General features: G+C 30.2%; 16 protein-coding genes. 5 read left to right on the forward strand and 11 right to left on the reverse strand.

What is annotated here, in order from left to right; genetic code table 11:
- Positions 1–144: 144 nt before the first annotated feature.
- The 3 genes from B4I81_RS05035 to B4I81_RS05045 all read right to left on the reverse strand — a co-directional run bounded on the left by B4I81_RS05035 (position 145) and on the right by B4I81_RS05045 (position 2,285).
- Complete coding sequence (locus B4I81_RS05035; RefSeq protein WP_291108372.1) at positions 145–828, reverse strand: hypothetical protein; 684 nt, start codon at positions 826–828, stop codon at positions 145–147.
- Positions 815–1,384 carry an RNA polymerase sigma factor gene (locus B4I81_RS05040; protein ID WP_291108491.1) on the reverse strand — a complete coding sequence of 190 codons (570 nt, stop codon included), beginning with the start codon at positions 1,382–1,384 and terminating at the stop codon, positions 815–817. Before B4I81_RS05040 ends, B4I81_RS05035 begins: the two co-directional genes overlap by 14 nt.
- A 136-nt stretch (positions 1,385–1,520) precedes the next feature.
- Positions 1,521–2,285, reverse strand: coding sequence for a response regulator transcription factor (locus B4I81_RS05045; RefSeq protein ID WP_291108374.1), 765 nt, complete (start codon positions 2,283–2,285; stop codon positions 1,521–1,523).
- A gap of 264 nt (positions 2,286–2,549) precedes the next feature.
- Between B4I81_RS05045 and B4I81_RS05050 the strand changes: the two genes are divergently transcribed.
- The gene (locus B4I81_RS05050; RefSeq protein ID WP_291108376.1) at positions 2,550–4,979 is read left to right on the forward strand and encodes a PAS domain-containing protein; all 2,430 of its coding nucleotides are present in this window, start codon (positions 2,550–2,552) and stop codon (positions 4,977–4,979) included.
- Between the two features lie 228 nt (positions 4,980–5,207).
- Here the strand turns inward: B4I81_RS05050 and B4I81_RS05055 are convergent, their stop codons facing one another.
- Positions 5,208–6,188 carry a polyprenyl synthetase family protein gene (locus B4I81_RS05055; protein WP_291108378.1) on the reverse strand — a complete coding sequence of 327 codons (981 nt, stop codon included), beginning with the start codon at positions 6,186–6,188 and terminating at the stop codon, positions 5,208–5,210.
- Positions 6,189–6,280: 92 nt separating this feature from the next.
- Positions 6,281–7,321, reverse strand: a complete 1,041-nt coding sequence (rlmN, locus tag B4I81_RS05060; protein ID WP_291108380.1) for a 23S rRNA (adenine(2503)-C(2))-methyltransferase RlmN — start codon at positions 7,319–7,321, stop codon at positions 6,281–6,283.
- A gap of 12 nt (positions 7,322–7,333) precedes the next feature.
- Between rlmN and B4I81_RS05065 the strand changes: the two genes are divergently transcribed.
- From B4I81_RS05065 to B4I81_RS05075, 3 genes are read left to right on the forward strand one after another with little or no spacing between them, the layout of a single operon-like run.
- Positions 7,334–7,660, forward strand: a complete 327-nt coding sequence (locus tag B4I81_RS05065) for a hypothetical protein (protein ID WP_291108382.1) — start codon at positions 7,334–7,336, stop codon at positions 7,658–7,660.
- Positions 7,661–7,948 (forward strand): type II toxin-antitoxin system RelE/ParE family toxin, encoded by a 288-nt coding sequence (locus tag B4I81_RS05070; protein WP_291108384.1) that lies wholly within the window; start codon positions 7,661–7,663, stop codon positions 7,946–7,948.
- A 1-nt stretch (position 7,949) separates the two neighbouring features.
- Entirely contained in the window at positions 7,950–8,591 is a 642-nt protein-coding gene (locus tag B4I81_RS05075) for an O-methyltransferase (RefSeq protein WP_291108386.1), read from the forward strand.
- 3 nt (positions 8,592–8,594) lie between these two features.
- On the opposite strand, the gene B4I81_RS05080 is transcribed toward B4I81_RS05075, so the two are convergent.
- From B4I81_RS05080 to B4I81_RS05105, 6 genes are all read right to left on the reverse strand, one after another.
- Positions 8,595–9,179, reverse strand: a complete 585-nt coding sequence (locus B4I81_RS05080; RefSeq protein WP_291108493.1) for a phosphatase PAP2 family protein — start codon at positions 9,177–9,179, stop codon at positions 8,595–8,597.
- Positions 9,179–9,526 carry a Sec-independent protein translocase subunit TatA/TatB gene (locus B4I81_RS05085; protein WP_291108388.1) on the reverse strand — a complete coding sequence of 116 codons (348 nt, stop codon included), beginning with the start codon at positions 9,524–9,526 and terminating at the stop codon, positions 9,179–9,181. The genes B4I81_RS05080 and B4I81_RS05085 overlap by 1 nt, the downstream gene beginning before the upstream one ends.
- 100 nt (positions 9,527–9,626) lie before the next feature.
- Positions 9,627–11,903 (reverse strand): M1 family metallopeptidase, encoded by a 2,277-nt coding sequence (locus B4I81_RS05090; protein WP_291108391.1) that lies wholly within the window; start codon positions 11,901–11,903, stop codon positions 9,627–9,629.
- Between the two features lie 14 nt (positions 11,904–11,917).
- Positions 11,918–12,424 (reverse strand): DUF6702 family protein, encoded by a 507-nt coding sequence (locus B4I81_RS05095; protein ID WP_291108393.1) that lies wholly within the window; start codon positions 12,422–12,424, stop codon positions 11,918–11,920.
- 16 nt (positions 12,425–12,440) lie between these two features.
- Complete coding sequence (locus B4I81_RS05100; protein ID WP_291108396.1) at positions 12,441–13,271, reverse strand: hypothetical protein; 831 nt, start codon at positions 13,269–13,271, stop codon at positions 12,441–12,443.
- On the reverse strand, positions 13,261–14,052 hold the full coding sequence (locus B4I81_RS05105; RefSeq protein ID WP_291108398.1) for a carboxypeptidase-like regulatory domain-containing protein: 792 nt from the start codon (positions 14,050–14,052) through the stop codon (positions 13,261–13,263). The genes B4I81_RS05100 and B4I81_RS05105 overlap by 11 nt, the downstream gene beginning before the upstream one ends.
- A 97-nt stretch (positions 14,053–14,149) precedes the next feature.
- Here B4I81_RS05105 and pepE point away from each other — a divergent pair, with 97 nt between their 5' ends.
- The gene (gene pepE, locus B4I81_RS05110) at positions 14,150–14,857 is read left to right on the forward strand and encodes a dipeptidase PepE (protein ID WP_291108400.1); all 708 of its coding nucleotides are present in this window, start codon (positions 14,150–14,152) and stop codon (positions 14,855–14,857) included.
- Positions 14,858–14,912: the final 55 nt, after the last annotated feature.

The raw sequence follows: 14,912 nt of genomic DNA on the forward strand, positions 1-14,912 counted from the left end.
ATGTTAGAAGCGATTTCTTTCGCCTTTTTTTCAAAACTTTTTTCCTGGGCAAATGCTTTTGTCACTAAACTAAAAGCAATAATGATGGTGTACAAAATAATTTTTTGCATCACTGTTTGATTTTTAATTAATGATGATTTTTGTTTATTCGTAATTTCTATTAGCTAATGCTGATTTAGCATCTTGAAATTTTCTATTTAATTTTTCTAATGTAGTTTCTCTATGATTAACATCTAGTTCTTTTTCAACGCTTGTTAATAATGAATTAACATCAATTTTAACCTTTGATTTTGGAGCAATTTTATTGTCTAAATTTATTGTTCTTTCTCCAGTTTGAGCTTCGGCTAATAAATTTTCTGGTGAAACGTATTTATATGTTTTAAGAATTGGGAGTTGGGAGTTGGGAGTAATTTTTTCTTCCGAAACGCTTTCCTCTTTTATCCCTTTACTTGTTTCAACAGATTTTTTATTTCTTGTTGGTTGTGAATTATTTATTTCATTCTGAACCAAAAGAGATTTTACATTTCTAACTGAAATTTCATTTATTTTATTGGTTTCAGTCGTATCAATTTCTTCGTTGATAGTGGTTACAATTGGTGTTGAATTATTAATTTCTTGCGTTTCGTTTGAATTGAAAATGAAAAATCCCAATCCGAGAAAAAGTATCGTAGAAGCGGCTACAAAAAACCATCCGTAACCTTTCTTTGGCTTTTTTTCTTCTGAAACCGTAAGCATAACATCTAAGCGATCCCAAGCTTGTGCAGAAGGCTGAATTTCTCTAGCATTCAGCTTTTCTCTTATTTGATTATCTATTTTATTTGGTTCCATTGAGTTTCTTTTTTAATTCTGTGATTTGTTGTTGCAATAACTTTCTAGCGTGTGATAATTGTGATTTTGATGTTCCTTCACTTATTTTAAGCATTTCGGCTATTTCTTGGTGTTTGTAACCTTCAATTGCATATAAGTTAAAAACCATTTTATAACCATCGGGCAAATTATCAATCATGTTTTGAATGTCATCTACAGAAAAATCTTCCATTTCATATACCGATTCATTCTCGCTTATTGTAACATCTTCAATATCTTGGTGACTAAAATTATTCTTTTTCACCCGAAGAAAATCGATACATTCATACACCATTATTCTTCTAATCCAACCTTCGAAACTGCCTTTGTGTTCAAAGTGTTTTAGATTGGTAAATACTTTCATGAATCCCGTAATCATTACGTCTTCAGCGTGGTGAATATCTTTTATGTATTGACGACAAATACTCAACATTTTAGAAGAAAACTTGGCATAAATTTGCTGTTGCGCTTGTCTATTATTTTCGACAGCCAACATAATAAGTTGTTTTTCTTCTTGATTTAGTTGAATTACTTTCATTTTAAGTTCAATATCATGTTCAAATTTAAAATAAATGATACTGATTTTGATATAATTCATTTATTGAATCATATCTTCTAAATACATAGACGAGAACAAGAATAAAAAGGTTGTATGAAAGTAAAAAAAATAAAAATTATTTTCCTTGAATTTTTTGTTTAATATATTTTTTTGGAGATAAACTTGTGTAGTTTTTAAAGCAAATTGAAAAATAAGATGTTGAATTAAAACCGCTTTCATTAGCTAAAGCATCAACATTTCCCTCTCCCGCTTCAATAAGGCTAATTGCATAATTAAGTCTAATTTCTCTTATGTAAGTAGAAACATTAACTTGTTTAAATTTTCTTATTTTTTTATCTAATGTAGATTTACTTACAAAAACCTCTTTAGCAAGCCTTTCAATAGTAATATCGGATTTGATATTTTTAATTATGATATCATTAATTTTATCAAAGAAATCGTTTTTTCTAGATTTAATTTGAATTTTCGATATCGGATTTTGACTTTGCTTTACAACATTAGCTTTATAGTTTAAAAAGTTTTTAATTTTTAATACCAGCTCTTGTATCTTGAAAGGTTTATTTATAAAATCATTAACTCCGTTTTCTAATTGTCTTATTTTATTTTCAAAAGTTAAATCAGCAGTAATAATGATAAATGGTATTTGATCATACCTTCTAAAATTTCTAATTTTAAGAAACAATTCTTCTCCTGTCATTATAGGCATCATTAAATCGCATATAATAATATCTGGTAAATTATTTTCTAAAAGCTGGAAAGCTTCCAGTCCATTTTTACACCATTTCACATCATAACCATTAACCTGAAGTAACTCAGAAATAGTTTGACCTAAGGAGATATCATCTTCTACCAGAAGCAATTGAGGATTAGTGATTTTCATGGAGTAAAATTAATTTTAATTTTTTTAAAATATTGCCATAAAATTTTAACTTATAAGTAAATAAGGGTATTGGAAAAAATAAATAAAATAATTTTGATTCAAATAATATAGTGCTCTTAAAATTGGAAAAAAAATATTTAGAAATTATTGAAAATTATAAAACAAGAAACTTAATTTTTATTGATTTTTACCTAAAGTTACGCTTTTTATTTTAATCTGTCAAGAAAAAATCTAAACTATTATCAACCCCCTATAAATACAAAAATGATTCATCTTCTCAAAGCTATATCAGAGGCAAATAATTATCTTCTTAAGGAGTTAAACATTCATGATGCATTACAAAATTGCATAAATACATTAGGCAGTAATATCGAAATAAACAGATGTTATATATTTAAGAATGAAGTTAAAAACGACGTTTTGATTCTTAATTATGAATATGAATGGTGTGATGCTAACACTACTCCTTTTATTGGAAGTCCTGATTTAAGCGGCCATACCTATGAGGCATTTCCTGGTTTATATAAACCTCTTTCAAAAAACGAACCCCTCTTTGGTTTAGTTAAAGAAAGTACAAATGATTATTTCAGAGAGGTAATGGAAATGCAGGATATTAAATCTTATTTATTTACTCCGATTTTTTCAAACAATGTTTTTTGGGGCTGGATTGGATTTGATGATTGTGAAAACGAAACTATTTGGGCTCAAGAAGAAGTGGAGGCACTACATACAGTTGCTCATAATATAGGTCTAAGATTAAATCAGGAGAAAGTAAGATCAGACTTAGAAAAAACATTGAACGAGTTAGATTTTTACATGCAAGGCTCAAATCAGGCAAAATGGGAAATTAATTTAATTACTAACGAAGTTAAATTTACGTACAATTGGTTTGGAATGCTAGGATACAACAACAATGAGCTTGAACATAATTTTGAAACTTGGAAATCAAAATTACATCCTAACGACTTAGTTGAAACCGTATATAAAATTGAAAAATTCATTGAAAGAAAAACCGATAAATACGAAGGTATTTTTCGAATGAAACACAAAGAAGGTCATTATGTTTGGATAAAGTATTCTGCAATAATGTTAGAAAATGAATTTGGAATTGCTGAAAAAATAATTGGTACTCATATTGATATTAGCGAAATAAAAACCAAAGAAATTGAATTAGCAAAACAAAGAAACGAGTATGATCATCTAGTTAATAATCTAGCTGAAATTATTTTTAAAACGGATTTGGATGGAAATCTTATTTTTTTAAATAATAGATGGGAGGAAATAACAGGACATAATATTGCTGCTTGTTTGGGTTCAAATATTTTTGACTATTTAGAAAACGTATCAAAAGATGAAGCTGTTGAGCTGTTACTTAATTCAAAAACTTCTACAAGTTTTGAAGTACAGCTTTTGATGAAAAACAATCAAAAAATTTGGGGATTACTACTTCTAAACATTGATTTAGATTTTATTACTAATGAAAAAATCATAATAGGAAGTATTACTAATATCAACGACACTATTAACTTTAAAAACAAGTTAGCTATTTCAGAACAAAAATATCGATTTATTGCAGACAATACTTCTGATTTTATAATGCAACACCAAACCGACGGAACCATAACATATGCCTCTAATACTTCTACTAAAATAACCGGATTTAGCCCTTCTGAGTTATTATTAAAAGACCCTTATACTTATATTCATCCTGATGACGTTGCAAGAGTAGCCAAACAACATGCTAATATTCTTAAAAATAAAAATGAAATTATAACTTTTAGATTCAAAACTAAAAGTGAGAAATACATTTGGCTGGAAACATACTCTAAAATAATTTTAGATAATGAAAACCAAATTATTGGTCTTCAAACTTCAAGTAGAGATATTACCGAGAGGGTAAAAGATAGAGAAAATATTCAACAAGCCTTAATTAAAGAAAAGGAATTAAACGAACTTAAATCGGGTTTTGTCACAATGGCATCTCATCAATTTAGAACTCCTTTGTCTGTAATTTATTCTAATATTGAACTATTGAATTACAAAATGAATCTTTTACAAATTAATGAAAAAGATGAAATTGAAAGAATTTCTTCAAGAATTTCTAATGAAGTTAATCGTATGACAGAATTAATGAATAATATTCTAGTTTTTGGGGCATACGAATCAAATAACTTAAAAGTTGAAATAAAAGAATTAAACTTAAATAAATTCATTGATAATCTAATTGAAACTTATTTTAATAATGAAAAAGACGGAAGAAAAATAATTATAGACAAAAAGAAATTTGAAAAAAATATACAAACTGACGAAAGTTTACTAACTCATATTTTAAACAATCTAATTTCTAATGCATTTAAATATTCTGTAGGCAGTAGCAATCCTATCATTAAAGTAGATTACTTTACCAATAATTTCAAAATTGAAATTATTGATTTTGGCTGTGGAATTCCTCAAAGTGAAAACAAACATCTTTTCAAATCATTTTTTAGAGGTAGCAATACTTCTACAATTAAAGGATCAGGTCTAGGATTAATTATTGCTAAACAATTCACAGAACTTTTAAATGGGAAAATTTCCATTTCAAGCAAAGAAAATGAAATTACAACGGTAACATTAGAATTTCCTTATGAACAAAAAGAACAATTAAAAACTAAAATAACCCCGAAAAAAACAAAAAAATGGATGCTTCTCTAAATGAATTTTTGAAATATTACAACGACTTTATTAAAAAAAATGGCTTTGAACCCACTGCTTATGATGTAAATTTTTGGATTACAAATTTCTTTAAATCTAAGAAAAATAAATCCAATTCTAATCACAATTCAAACCCAAAAAGCCTAGCGTTATAATTTAAATTTATTCAACCTCAAATTAAAATCTACCCCCTATATTCTTTTAATTTCAGTAAAATAACCAGTTCAATTATTTCTTTCTTTCAATAACATAATTGACCATTAAAATCAAAGAATCTTTGTATGAAGACGATGGGAAATTTTCTATTAAACGCAAAGCTTCCTGTTGAAATTGAATCATTTTTTCTTCAGCATATGCCAATCCGTTTTTATCTTTTACAAATTGGATAACCTCTTTTACACGCTTTTTATCTTTGTTATGATTTTTAACTGAGTTGATAACCCAACTTTTTTCTTTTGGAGAACAATTGTTCAAAGCGTAAATCAATGGCAATGTCATTTTTTGTTCTTTGATGTCGATTCCGGTTGGTTTTCCAATGGCGTCATCGGTGTAATCGAATAAATCATCTTTTATTTGAAATGCCATTCCGATAAGCTCTCCAAATTTGCGCATTTTTTCCACCACTTCTTTATCATCTGGAGCAACAGAACAAGCACCAAGCGAACAACAAGCTGCAATTAAAGTAGCAGTTTTTTGACGGATAATTTCATAATAAACATCTTCTGTAATGTCTAATCTTCGCGCTTTTTCAATTTGAAGCAATTCACCTTCACTCATTTCGCGAACGGCTACTGATATGATTTTTAGTAAATCGAAATCATTATTATCAATAGAAAGCAATAATCCTTTTGACAATAAATAATCGCCAACCAAAACCGCGATTTTATTTTTCCATAAAGCATTTAATGAGAAAAAACCACGACGTTTATTGCTATCATCAACCACATCATCATGCACTAAAGTTGCGGTATGAATTAATTCGATAACCGAAGCACCACGATAAGTCCGCTCATTAATAGAACCCCCCGAAACCATTTTAGCGGTTAAGAAAACAAACATAGGTCGCATTTGTTTTCCTTTACGGTTTACAATATAATGTGTAATTCTGTTCAATAAAGCCACTTTTGAAGACATGGAATCACGAAACTTCTCTTCAAAGAGTTCCATTTCATTGGTGATTGGGAGCTTTATTTGTTCGGTTATTTTCATTCGATAACAAATGTACGAAAACAATTGCTAAAGGCAAAAATTAAAGATTCTAAAACCATTCATCAATATCGAAATAAAAATGTAAAATTAATTTAAGATTTATTCGCCAATTGCCCACAAGCCGCATCAATATCTTTACCGCGACTTCTTCGTACCTTTGCTACGATATTGTTTCTCTCCAAAGCCTTTATATAAGCGTTAGTTGCTTCTTCAGAGGCTTGTTGAAACATACCATCATCAATTGGATTATATTCAATCAAATTTACTTTACAAGGAACATATTTACAGAATTTCACCAAAGCATCAATCGATTTTTTATCGTCGTTGATTCCTTTCCAAACCACATATTCGTAAGTAATTTTACTTTTGGTTTTTCTGTACCAATATTCCAAACTCTCACGCAAATCGGTTAATGGAAAGTTTTTAGTAAATGGCATGATTACGTTTCGAATTTCCTCAACAGCTGAATGTAAGGAAACTGCTAGTTTGAATTTAACCTCATCATCGGCCATTTTCTTAATCATTTTCGGAATTCCAGAAGTAGAAACGGTGATTCGCTTTGGCGACATTCCTAAACCTTCAGTAGACGTAATCATATCAATCGCTTTCATTACGTTTGGATAATTCATCAAAGGCTCTCCCATTCCCATAAAAACGATGTTAGATAAAGGTCGGTCGTAATACAAACGACTTTCGTTATCAATGGCTGCTACTTGGTCGTAGATTTCTCCTGGTTCCAAATTACGCATGCGCTTTAATCGCGCTGTAGCACAGAAATTACAATCTAAACTACAACCTACTTGCGAAGAAACACAAGCGGTAGTTCGAGTTTCAGTTGGAATCAAAACCGATTCTACAATTAAGTCATCATGCAAACGAACGGCATTTTTAACAGTTCCATCTTCGCTACGTTGTAAAGTATCTACTTTGATATGATTAATTACAAAATTAGCTTCTAACATGGCGCGCGTTTCTTTAGACACATTGGTCATATCTTCAAAAGTATGCGCGCGTTTTTGCCATAACCACTCATAAACTTGGTTACCACGAAACGCTTTATCTCCGTTAGCAACAAAAAAATTACGTAATTGTTCTTTAGTTAGTGCTCGTATGTCTTTTTTCTCGATTTGCATGGTGCAAAAGTAATGATTTTAGAAATTAGAATTCAGAAATTAGAAATTTGGATGAATTCTTTTTGTATTTTTGTTAAAAAGAATTTTATGGGAATTCCTGAATTAAAAGAAATTATCAAATTGAAACTTGAAAATGCCGATGAGCGCGTGCTTCGCATTGTAGATTCAGTTTTAAATGAATATTCAAAAGAAACTATTGCTTTTGATTCGAAAGGCTATGCTTTAAATTTAGATGAATACCAATTAAAAGTTGAAGAAGGTTTTGAAGACATTAAAAACAATAAAACTTTTTCAAACGATGAAATGGCTTCAAAAATTCAGCAATTAAAAAGAAAATAAATGATATTTTCAGTTATTTGGACTTCAAAATCATTCGAAGATATTTCAAACATACATTATTATCTTTCTCACAAAATTTCATTAGAAACTGCAAATAAAATCATTGACGAAATTTATCAAGCACCAAATACGATTACTTTTGTAGAGCAATTTCAAATGGATGAGTATAGAAAGGATTGCAGAAGAATTATCGTTAGAAATTATAAAATTCTTTACTATATAAAAGATTCTGAAATATTCATAATTAGAATTTTTAACACATTTCAAAATCCAATAAAAAGTTTATAAAATGCATTTCATATCAGACGATTTAGAAGATTACGTTGCCAATCATTCACAAGCAGAACCTGAATTATTAGCGAAATTAAACAAAGAAACGCACCAAAAAATCATGCAACCTCGAATGTTGAGTGGTCATTTTCAAGGTAGAGTTTTGAGTATGCTTTCAAAAATCATTCGCCCGAAGCATATTTTGGAGATTGGAACCTATACTGGTTATGCAGCATTGTGTTTAGCAGAAGGAATGGCTGAAAACGGAACTTTAGATACAATTGATATTGAAGAAGAATTAGTCGATTTTCAAAGAAAATATTTTGATGCTTCGCCGTGGAAAGATCAAATTTTTCAACACTTAGGTGATGCGGTTGATATTATTCCGACTTTAAATAAAAAATTCGATTTGGTTTTCATTGATGCTGATAAAGAAAATTACGTGAATTACTTTCACTTAATTGTTCCCATGATGAATAAAGGCGGAATTATCTTATCTGATAATGTATTGTGGAGCGGAAAAGTATTAGAAGAAGTAAAACCAAATGATAAAAGCACACCCGTTTTACTAGAATATAACAAATTACTAAATACAGACCCTAGAGTAGAAACAGTCTTATTGCCGATTCGTGATGGTTTAACGGTTAGTAGAGTTTTGTAGTTTTCAGCCGCAGTTTTCAGCCGCAGTTTTCAAATTATATTTTTTTCCAAAAGACAAATACAATTTATAAAACGCAAAACCAAAAATTCCTCCAGCAAGGTAACCTGTAAGTATATCTCCAGGATAGTGCAATCCTAAGTAAATTCTACTATAAGCAAAGATTAATGGGAATAGATACAACAAATAAGTGTGTTTGTAATATTTTCTTAGAATTAATACGATAAATATTGTTGATGCAAAAGAGTTAGAAGCATGGCCAGAAAAGAAACTGAATGATTTTCTATTCATCACTTCTCGCATAATACCCTCAAATTCAGGATTATTACATGGGCGTAAACGTTCGAAAGAAAACTTGAACAGATTAGTGATTTGATCTGTAAACGTAATTAAAGCGGCTAAGAAAAGAATAATAATCCCTAAACCCTTCCATCCTACTTTCTTTTGAATCAGATATAAAACTCCGATAAAAAGTGGCGACCAATAAAATTGCTTTGTAATAATCATCCAGAAACCATCAAATGGTTCTGAGCCTAATCCGTTTAAAAAAAGGAATAATTCTTTATCTAAGTTTATTAAGTGCTCCAAAATTACATTTGTCTTTTTATGGGTCCGGTAATATTTTCAATATCTTCTTTTACTTGTTCTATTGGATTTTGAACATCTAAATTCATATTTTCCATTGGATTCACCATTTTAGCAATTCCTTCTTTCGCTTTTGCTATTTCTTCAGAAACACCGCCTGTTAATGTATTCATGTCCAAACCTGCATCTTGAGTTCCTTTTTGAATTTCGCTTTTTATTTCGTTGGTAGCATTCTTCAATTGCGCCATACCTTTTCCTAAAGCACGAGCAATATCTGGAATCTTATCTGATCCAAATAACATTAAAACAACTAAAATGATGAAAAACAATTCACCTCCACCAATTCCAAACATAGTGTACTTTTGAAAATTAACTTCGCAAAGTTACAAAGTTTTATACCTACTTTATCTTAAAGTAATCAAAAAAAAGACTATCCGAAGATAGCCTTAATTCTTATTTTTTCTCTAATGTATCAAATTTTGATACCGTTTCTGCTTTAGGCCAATAATTGTTTTCAACATCAACATCGGCTGTTTCTAATTTTGGGTCGATTTGAATTTTTACCACTTTTTTCTCCGTTGCAAAAACTCGCTTAGCAATATCGTTGTTCTTTCTCCAAATTTGAGCTGGGAATTTGTGAGTTTCACTAGTTCCGTCTTCAAACTGAAGCTCTACAATGATTGGCATTATTAATCCTCCTGGTTTTTCAAACTCTACTTCATAGAAATATTTAGGAGATTTTAAAGCATTCTTTTCTTCTACAGAATAATTTTTATTTAAATAATCTGAAAGTGCTTGTACATTTTTAACATCAAACCCTTTTTTTAATTCAGGATTAAAATCAGGTGTGTCTTCTGCAACTAAATACAACATTGGCTCACCATCACTGATTTTTCTTCCTCTTCTATTAAACATTGCTTGCGTTTCTTTTGAAGCTTCTGTAGAAACAAAATATTGTTTAACTGATTTTACACCTATATCGGTATAATCGGTTGAATAGAACCAACCTCTCCAAAACCAATCCAAATCAACCGCAGAAGCATCTTCCATAGTTCTAAAGAAATCTTCTGGAGTTGGGTGTTTGAATTTCCAACGATTTGCATAGGTTTTAAATGCATAATCAAACAATTCTCTACCCATAATGGTTTCTCTCAAAATATTCAATCCAGTTGCTGGCTTACCATAAGCGTTAGCTCCAAAATTGTATATATTCTCAGAGTTTGACATGATAGGCTCTAAATATTTTTGTTTTCCTTTCATGTAAGGTACAATATTTTTAGCTGGACCTCTTGTTGCAGGGAAATTAGGATCGAAAGAAGTTTCTGTTAAGTATTCTAAGAATGTATTTAACCCTTCATCCATCCAAGACCATTGTCTTTCGTCTGAATTTACAATCATTGGGAAGAAGTTGTGTCCTACTTCATGAATAATTACGCCTAACATTCCATATTTAATTCTATCACTCACAAAACCTTTTTCATCAGGACGGCCGTAATTCCAACAAATCATTGGATATTCCATTCCTTGATCTTCTGCCGAAACTGAAACTGCTTTTGGATAAGGATAATCGAATGTAAAATGAGAATAGGTTTTTAATGTATGTGCAACCGCTTTTGTAGATAAATCTCCCCATAGCGGATTTGCTTCTTTTGGGTAAATTGAAATTGCTAATGGTTTATTTGTTGGCAAATCAACCGCCATAGCATCAATTATGAATTTTCTTGAAGTTGAAAAACCGAAGTCACGAACATTTTGTGCTTTAAATTTCCATGTTTTCTTTTTATCTGAAAAGCTACTTTCTTTTGCAACCGCTTCTTCTTGAGTAACAATTACTACGGGCTTATCAAAAGTTTTCTCAGCTAATTCCCATCTTTTTATTTGTTCTGCAGTAAAAACATCGTTTCTATTTTGTAGAACTCCAGTTGCCTCCATTACATGATCAGCTGGAACTGTGATATTTACATCGTAATCTCCAAATACTAAAGCAAATTCACCTCTTCCCCAAAATTGCATGTTTTGCCAACCTTCAACATCGTTATAGACAGCCATTCTTGGAAAAAATTGCGCCATTACATACAAACGATTTCCATCAGGGAACTGCTCATAACCTGAACGTCCGTTGTGTGCTCCTTCCATGTAATTCACAATATTGTACCACCATTTGATTGAAAAAGAAATTTTTTCTCCATTTTTAAGTGGTTTTGGTAAATCGATACGCATCATCGTTTGGTTGATGGTATATTTCATTGGATTTCCTTTTGCATCTTTTACGTATTCAATATTGAAACCGCCTTCAAAAGGTTTATCCATGTATTTTTTTGTAAAATTTGTCACCGTTATCGATTTATCCATATTTTGGTTCTCAACTAAAGGAGTCTTAGAATCTGGTCTTTCGATGTTTTGTTCTAATTGTACCCATAAATATTCTAGTGCCTCTGGTGCATTATTATAATAGGTAATGGTTTCAGAACCGTATAATTTTTTGTTCTTATCATCTAATTCCAGATTCATTTTATAATCTGCTTTTTGTTGATAATAAGCTGGTCCAGGCGCACCAGATGCTGTTCTAAACATATTTGGAGTAGCCATTTCGTCATACATTTGACGAAACTTATTCTCGTTATAATGTCCAAGCTCTCGCTTTTTTTCTTCTGGTTTTACTTCTTGAGCTACAGCTCCAAAAGACATAACTAAAGATAGAAAAGCACTTAATACAATTGACTTTTTCATAAATTGAATTCTATTTAATAGACTATTTTTTGATTAGTTTCACTATTAGTAAATAAAAAGCTGTTTTTGTTACCGTTAATATTCAAATGAACAATATTTTGCTGTTCTTTATAAAGATCCGTTAATAGTGAATTATAGATTTCGAAGGTATTTATTTTTTTTGAAATTGCAATTTTAGTGTAAAAAATTAACACATCACCTTCTACTTCTCGAGCTAAATATTCTATATTCTGAGCTTTTTTGTTGATAGAAATTTTTATTTTTTCTTTCAAATATTCTTGAATTAGAATTTCGGAATTCTCAATTTCTTTGGTTGAAGTGATATAAAACTTCTTTTTAAATTTTTTTTCTAATGCTTTTTCAAGATCATCAATAAAGATTCGGGAAGTTATTTCTACTCTTTTTTTATTAGGTACAAAATCAATTTGAGTTACTGACACATAAAATTTATGCCATGCAAACGAACTTAATAAAACAACCAAAAAAAGTGGCATTATAAATTGAAGTAATTTCTTTTTCATTTGGTAAAAATACTAATTATTCAACTTGTTTTTCAGAATTAAATAATTTTGCTTTAGTTGTCAAAAATTCGATAAGTTGAATTTCATATTCTGGTTTTAGAAATAAAGACAAATCTTTTACTGGCATTTCAGCATATTGCAAAAACATTGAAATATCTTCATGTCTAATTTTTAAAGTTTCTACAAAAAAATTATATGAAAAACGTTCAAAAATATGATCAGAAAAAGACTTGGATTGAATGTCTCTTTGTCTTCGTTCTTCAAAAACGCGTTCTGAATTTTTCTTTGGATTTCCTTTAATTCCTAATAATTTCCCTAAACCTCTACCAATAGCAATAAAATCAAAGGCAGCACCATTAGGAGCAAAGTGACTTGGCATAGCGGTATTTATTGGAGAGCCTATTCTTACATTGTCTTCATAATGCTTAATACTCATGTCTATTTTTGAAAATCCTTCACCATACACCTTTATTCGTTTAGTATCTTGTTTAATATTTCCTGTTAATGTGTAAGGTGTAATTTCAATTTCATTCAATTCTGTTATTTTAACCTTAAGTAATATTTCCAACTCTTCTTGCCAAAAATCCCTATCTGTTATAATATATTTTTTAGATTCATAAGAAATCCCTTGAATATACAGAGTATCGCTTGGTCTAGCCTTTATTGAAAATTTACCATCTACATTTGTAACAGCTCCTACATTTGAAGTAATATTAAAAACCGTTAGATTCTCAACTTCAATTGTATCTGCAATGATTCTACCTTTCAATATTTTTCTTTCAATATGCTGACCAAAAAAAAATTGATTCACTAGAAAAAACATTACTAATGCCAATTTAGTTTTCATTTTGCCTTGAATATTTAAGTTCTATTTCTTTTAATTTCAAGAATTCAGTTGCTAATTCCGTCAATACAAAAGCAGCCATTACTCTGTTTTTATCATTCATAGCATTGCTGAATTTTTCATTCTCTACAATGTAAAACAAAAAACCATCTACATATTCATCTGGAATTTTTAATGTCTCTACAAAATATTTTCTTTCAAAATAATCGATAGTCTTATCTTGCAACTGCTCTTTTCTTTCAACTACCAATTCCTTCTTTAACATGGTAGTTCTTCCACTCACAGAATTAATGAGACCATCAACACTCATTCCTCCTAACGGAATTAATAATGGGCTATACCATTTAAAATCTCCTGCCGCCGCTAATTTTCTTTCAGCTGGTGTATAGGTTCTTTGATTTGCAGGAACAATGCCAAGAGCAACAGCATTTATGTTTTTATAATTAATAATTGCTACTTCCTCCAATTCCGTGATAAGTGACTCCATTTTGATTAACAATAAATCATTAGAAAAATCAGTAGCTTTTATAATATATCGAGTAGCTTTTAAATTTACAGCACTAAACTGAAGCGTATCGGAAACTTTGGCTTTTATTTGAAAATAACCTCTTGAATCTGTCACAACACCATTTCGTGTAGCTAAATTAATGACGTGAATTCCTTCCAGCAAAGAGGATTCTGAAACTATTTTTCCATTAACAAGGGAATCATTTTGTGACAAAACGACTAATGGAAAAAAAATAAAAATTAGAAGTAATCGTTTTGCCATAAACTTCATTTTCATGATATGTAAATTTAAGTGGAAACTTTTAAAATGAAATCCTAACAAGATGATAAACTTATGTTAAGACAAATTTGGTAGCTTTGTAAAAAAATAATCAATGAAAAATATAATTATTGCCAGCACTTCTACTTTACATGGAGGTGAATATTTAGACTATTTATTACCTGAATTGCAATCGTTCTTTTCTAATGTGAAAGAGTTACTTTTTATTCCATACGCAAGACCTAGCGGAATTTCGCATGATGATTATACTAAAAAAGTTAGCGAAGCTTTTACTAAAATTAATATATCGGTAAAAGGAATTCACGAATTTGAAAACCCAATCGAAGCCCTTGAAAAAGCACAAGGAATTTTTACTGGCGGAGGAAATACTTTTTTACTGGTAAGCCAATTGTATAAAAACAATGTTATGGACACCTTAGAAAAAGTAGTTAAAAACGGAACACCTTACTTAGGAACAAGTGCTGGAAGTAACATTTGTGGATTAACTATGAGTACAACAAACGACATGCCTATTGTATATCCGCCGAGTTTTAGAACCTTAGGGTTTGTTTCTTTTAATATTAATCCCCATTATTTAGAACCGATTGAAGGTTCAACACATATGGGAGAAACGCGTGAAACTAGAATTAATGAATTTCATCATTTTAATCCGCAACCGGTTATAGGATTAAGAGAAGGAAGTTGGTTAGAAGTGAAAGGTGATTCTGTAAAATTAAAAGGAACTTTAACCGCAAGAATTTTCAAAAGAAATGAAACTCCTATTGAAGTAGCTCCAGAAACCGAACTTAACGAATTGAAATAAAAAAAGCCTTGCAAATGCAAGGCTTTTTTGTGGAGCGGAAGACGAGGCTCGAACT

It is taken from the genome of Flavobacterium sp. UBA6195 (assembly GCF_002422095.1).
In the GTDB taxonomy this organism is placed as follows: Bacteria; Bacteroidota; Bacteroidia; order Flavobacteriales; family Flavobacteriaceae; genus Flavobacterium.

Excerpts from the sequence above, each read along its gene's own strand:
- B4I81_RS05035 (WP_291108372.1), bottom strand. The coding sequence starts at position 828 with ATGGAACCAAATAAAATAGATAATCAAATAAGAGAAAAGCTGAATGCT.
- B4I81_RS05040 (WP_291108491.1), bottom strand. The coding sequence starts at position 1,384 with ATGAAAGTAATTCAACTAAATCAAGAAGAAAAACAACTTATTATGTTG.
- B4I81_RS05045 (WP_291108374.1), bottom strand. The coding sequence starts at position 2,285 with ATGAAAATCACTAATCCTCAATTGCTTCTGGTAGAAGATGATATCTCC.
- B4I81_RS05050 (WP_291108376.1), top strand. The coding sequence starts at position 2,550 with ATGATTCATCTTCTCAAAGCTATATCAGAGGCAAATAATTATCTTCTT.
- B4I81_RS05055 (WP_291108378.1), bottom strand. The coding sequence starts at position 6,188 with ATGAAAATAACCGAACAAATAAAGCTCCCAATCACCAATGAAATGGAA.
- rlmN (WP_291108380.1), bottom strand. The coding sequence starts at position 7,321 with ATGCAAATCGAGAAAAAAGACATACGAGCACTAACTAAAGAACAATTA.
- B4I81_RS05065 (WP_291108382.1), top strand. The coding sequence starts at position 7,334 with ATGATTTTAGAAATTAGAATTCAGAAATTAGAAATTTGGATGAATTCT.
- B4I81_RS05070 (WP_291108384.1), top strand. The coding sequence starts at position 7,661 with ATGATATTTTCAGTTATTTGGACTTCAAAATCATTCGAAGATATTTCA.
- B4I81_RS05075 (WP_291108386.1), top strand. The coding sequence starts at position 7,950 with ATGCATTTCATATCAGACGATTTAGAAGATTACGTTGCCAATCATTCA.
- B4I81_RS05085 (WP_291108388.1), bottom strand. The coding sequence starts at position 9,526 with ATGTTTGGAATTGGTGGAGGTGAATTGTTTTTCATCATTTTAGTTGTT.
- B4I81_RS05090 (WP_291108391.1), bottom strand. The coding sequence starts at position 11,903 with ATGAAAAAGTCAATTGTATTAAGTGCTTTTCTATCTTTAGTTATGTCT.
- B4I81_RS05095 (WP_291108393.1), bottom strand. The coding sequence starts at position 12,424 with ATGAAAAAGAAATTACTTCAATTTATAATGCCACTTTTTTTGGTTGTT.
- B4I81_RS05100 (WP_291108396.1), bottom strand. The coding sequence starts at position 13,271 with ATGAAAACTAAATTGGCATTAGTAATGTTTTTTCTAGTGAATCAATTT.
- B4I81_RS05105 (WP_291108398.1), bottom strand. The coding sequence starts at position 14,052 with ATGAAAATGAAGTTTATGGCAAAACGATTACTTCTAATTTTTATTTTT.
- pepE (WP_291108400.1), top strand. The coding sequence starts at position 14,150 with ATGAAAAATATAATTATTGCCAGCACTTCTACTTTACATGGAGGTGAA.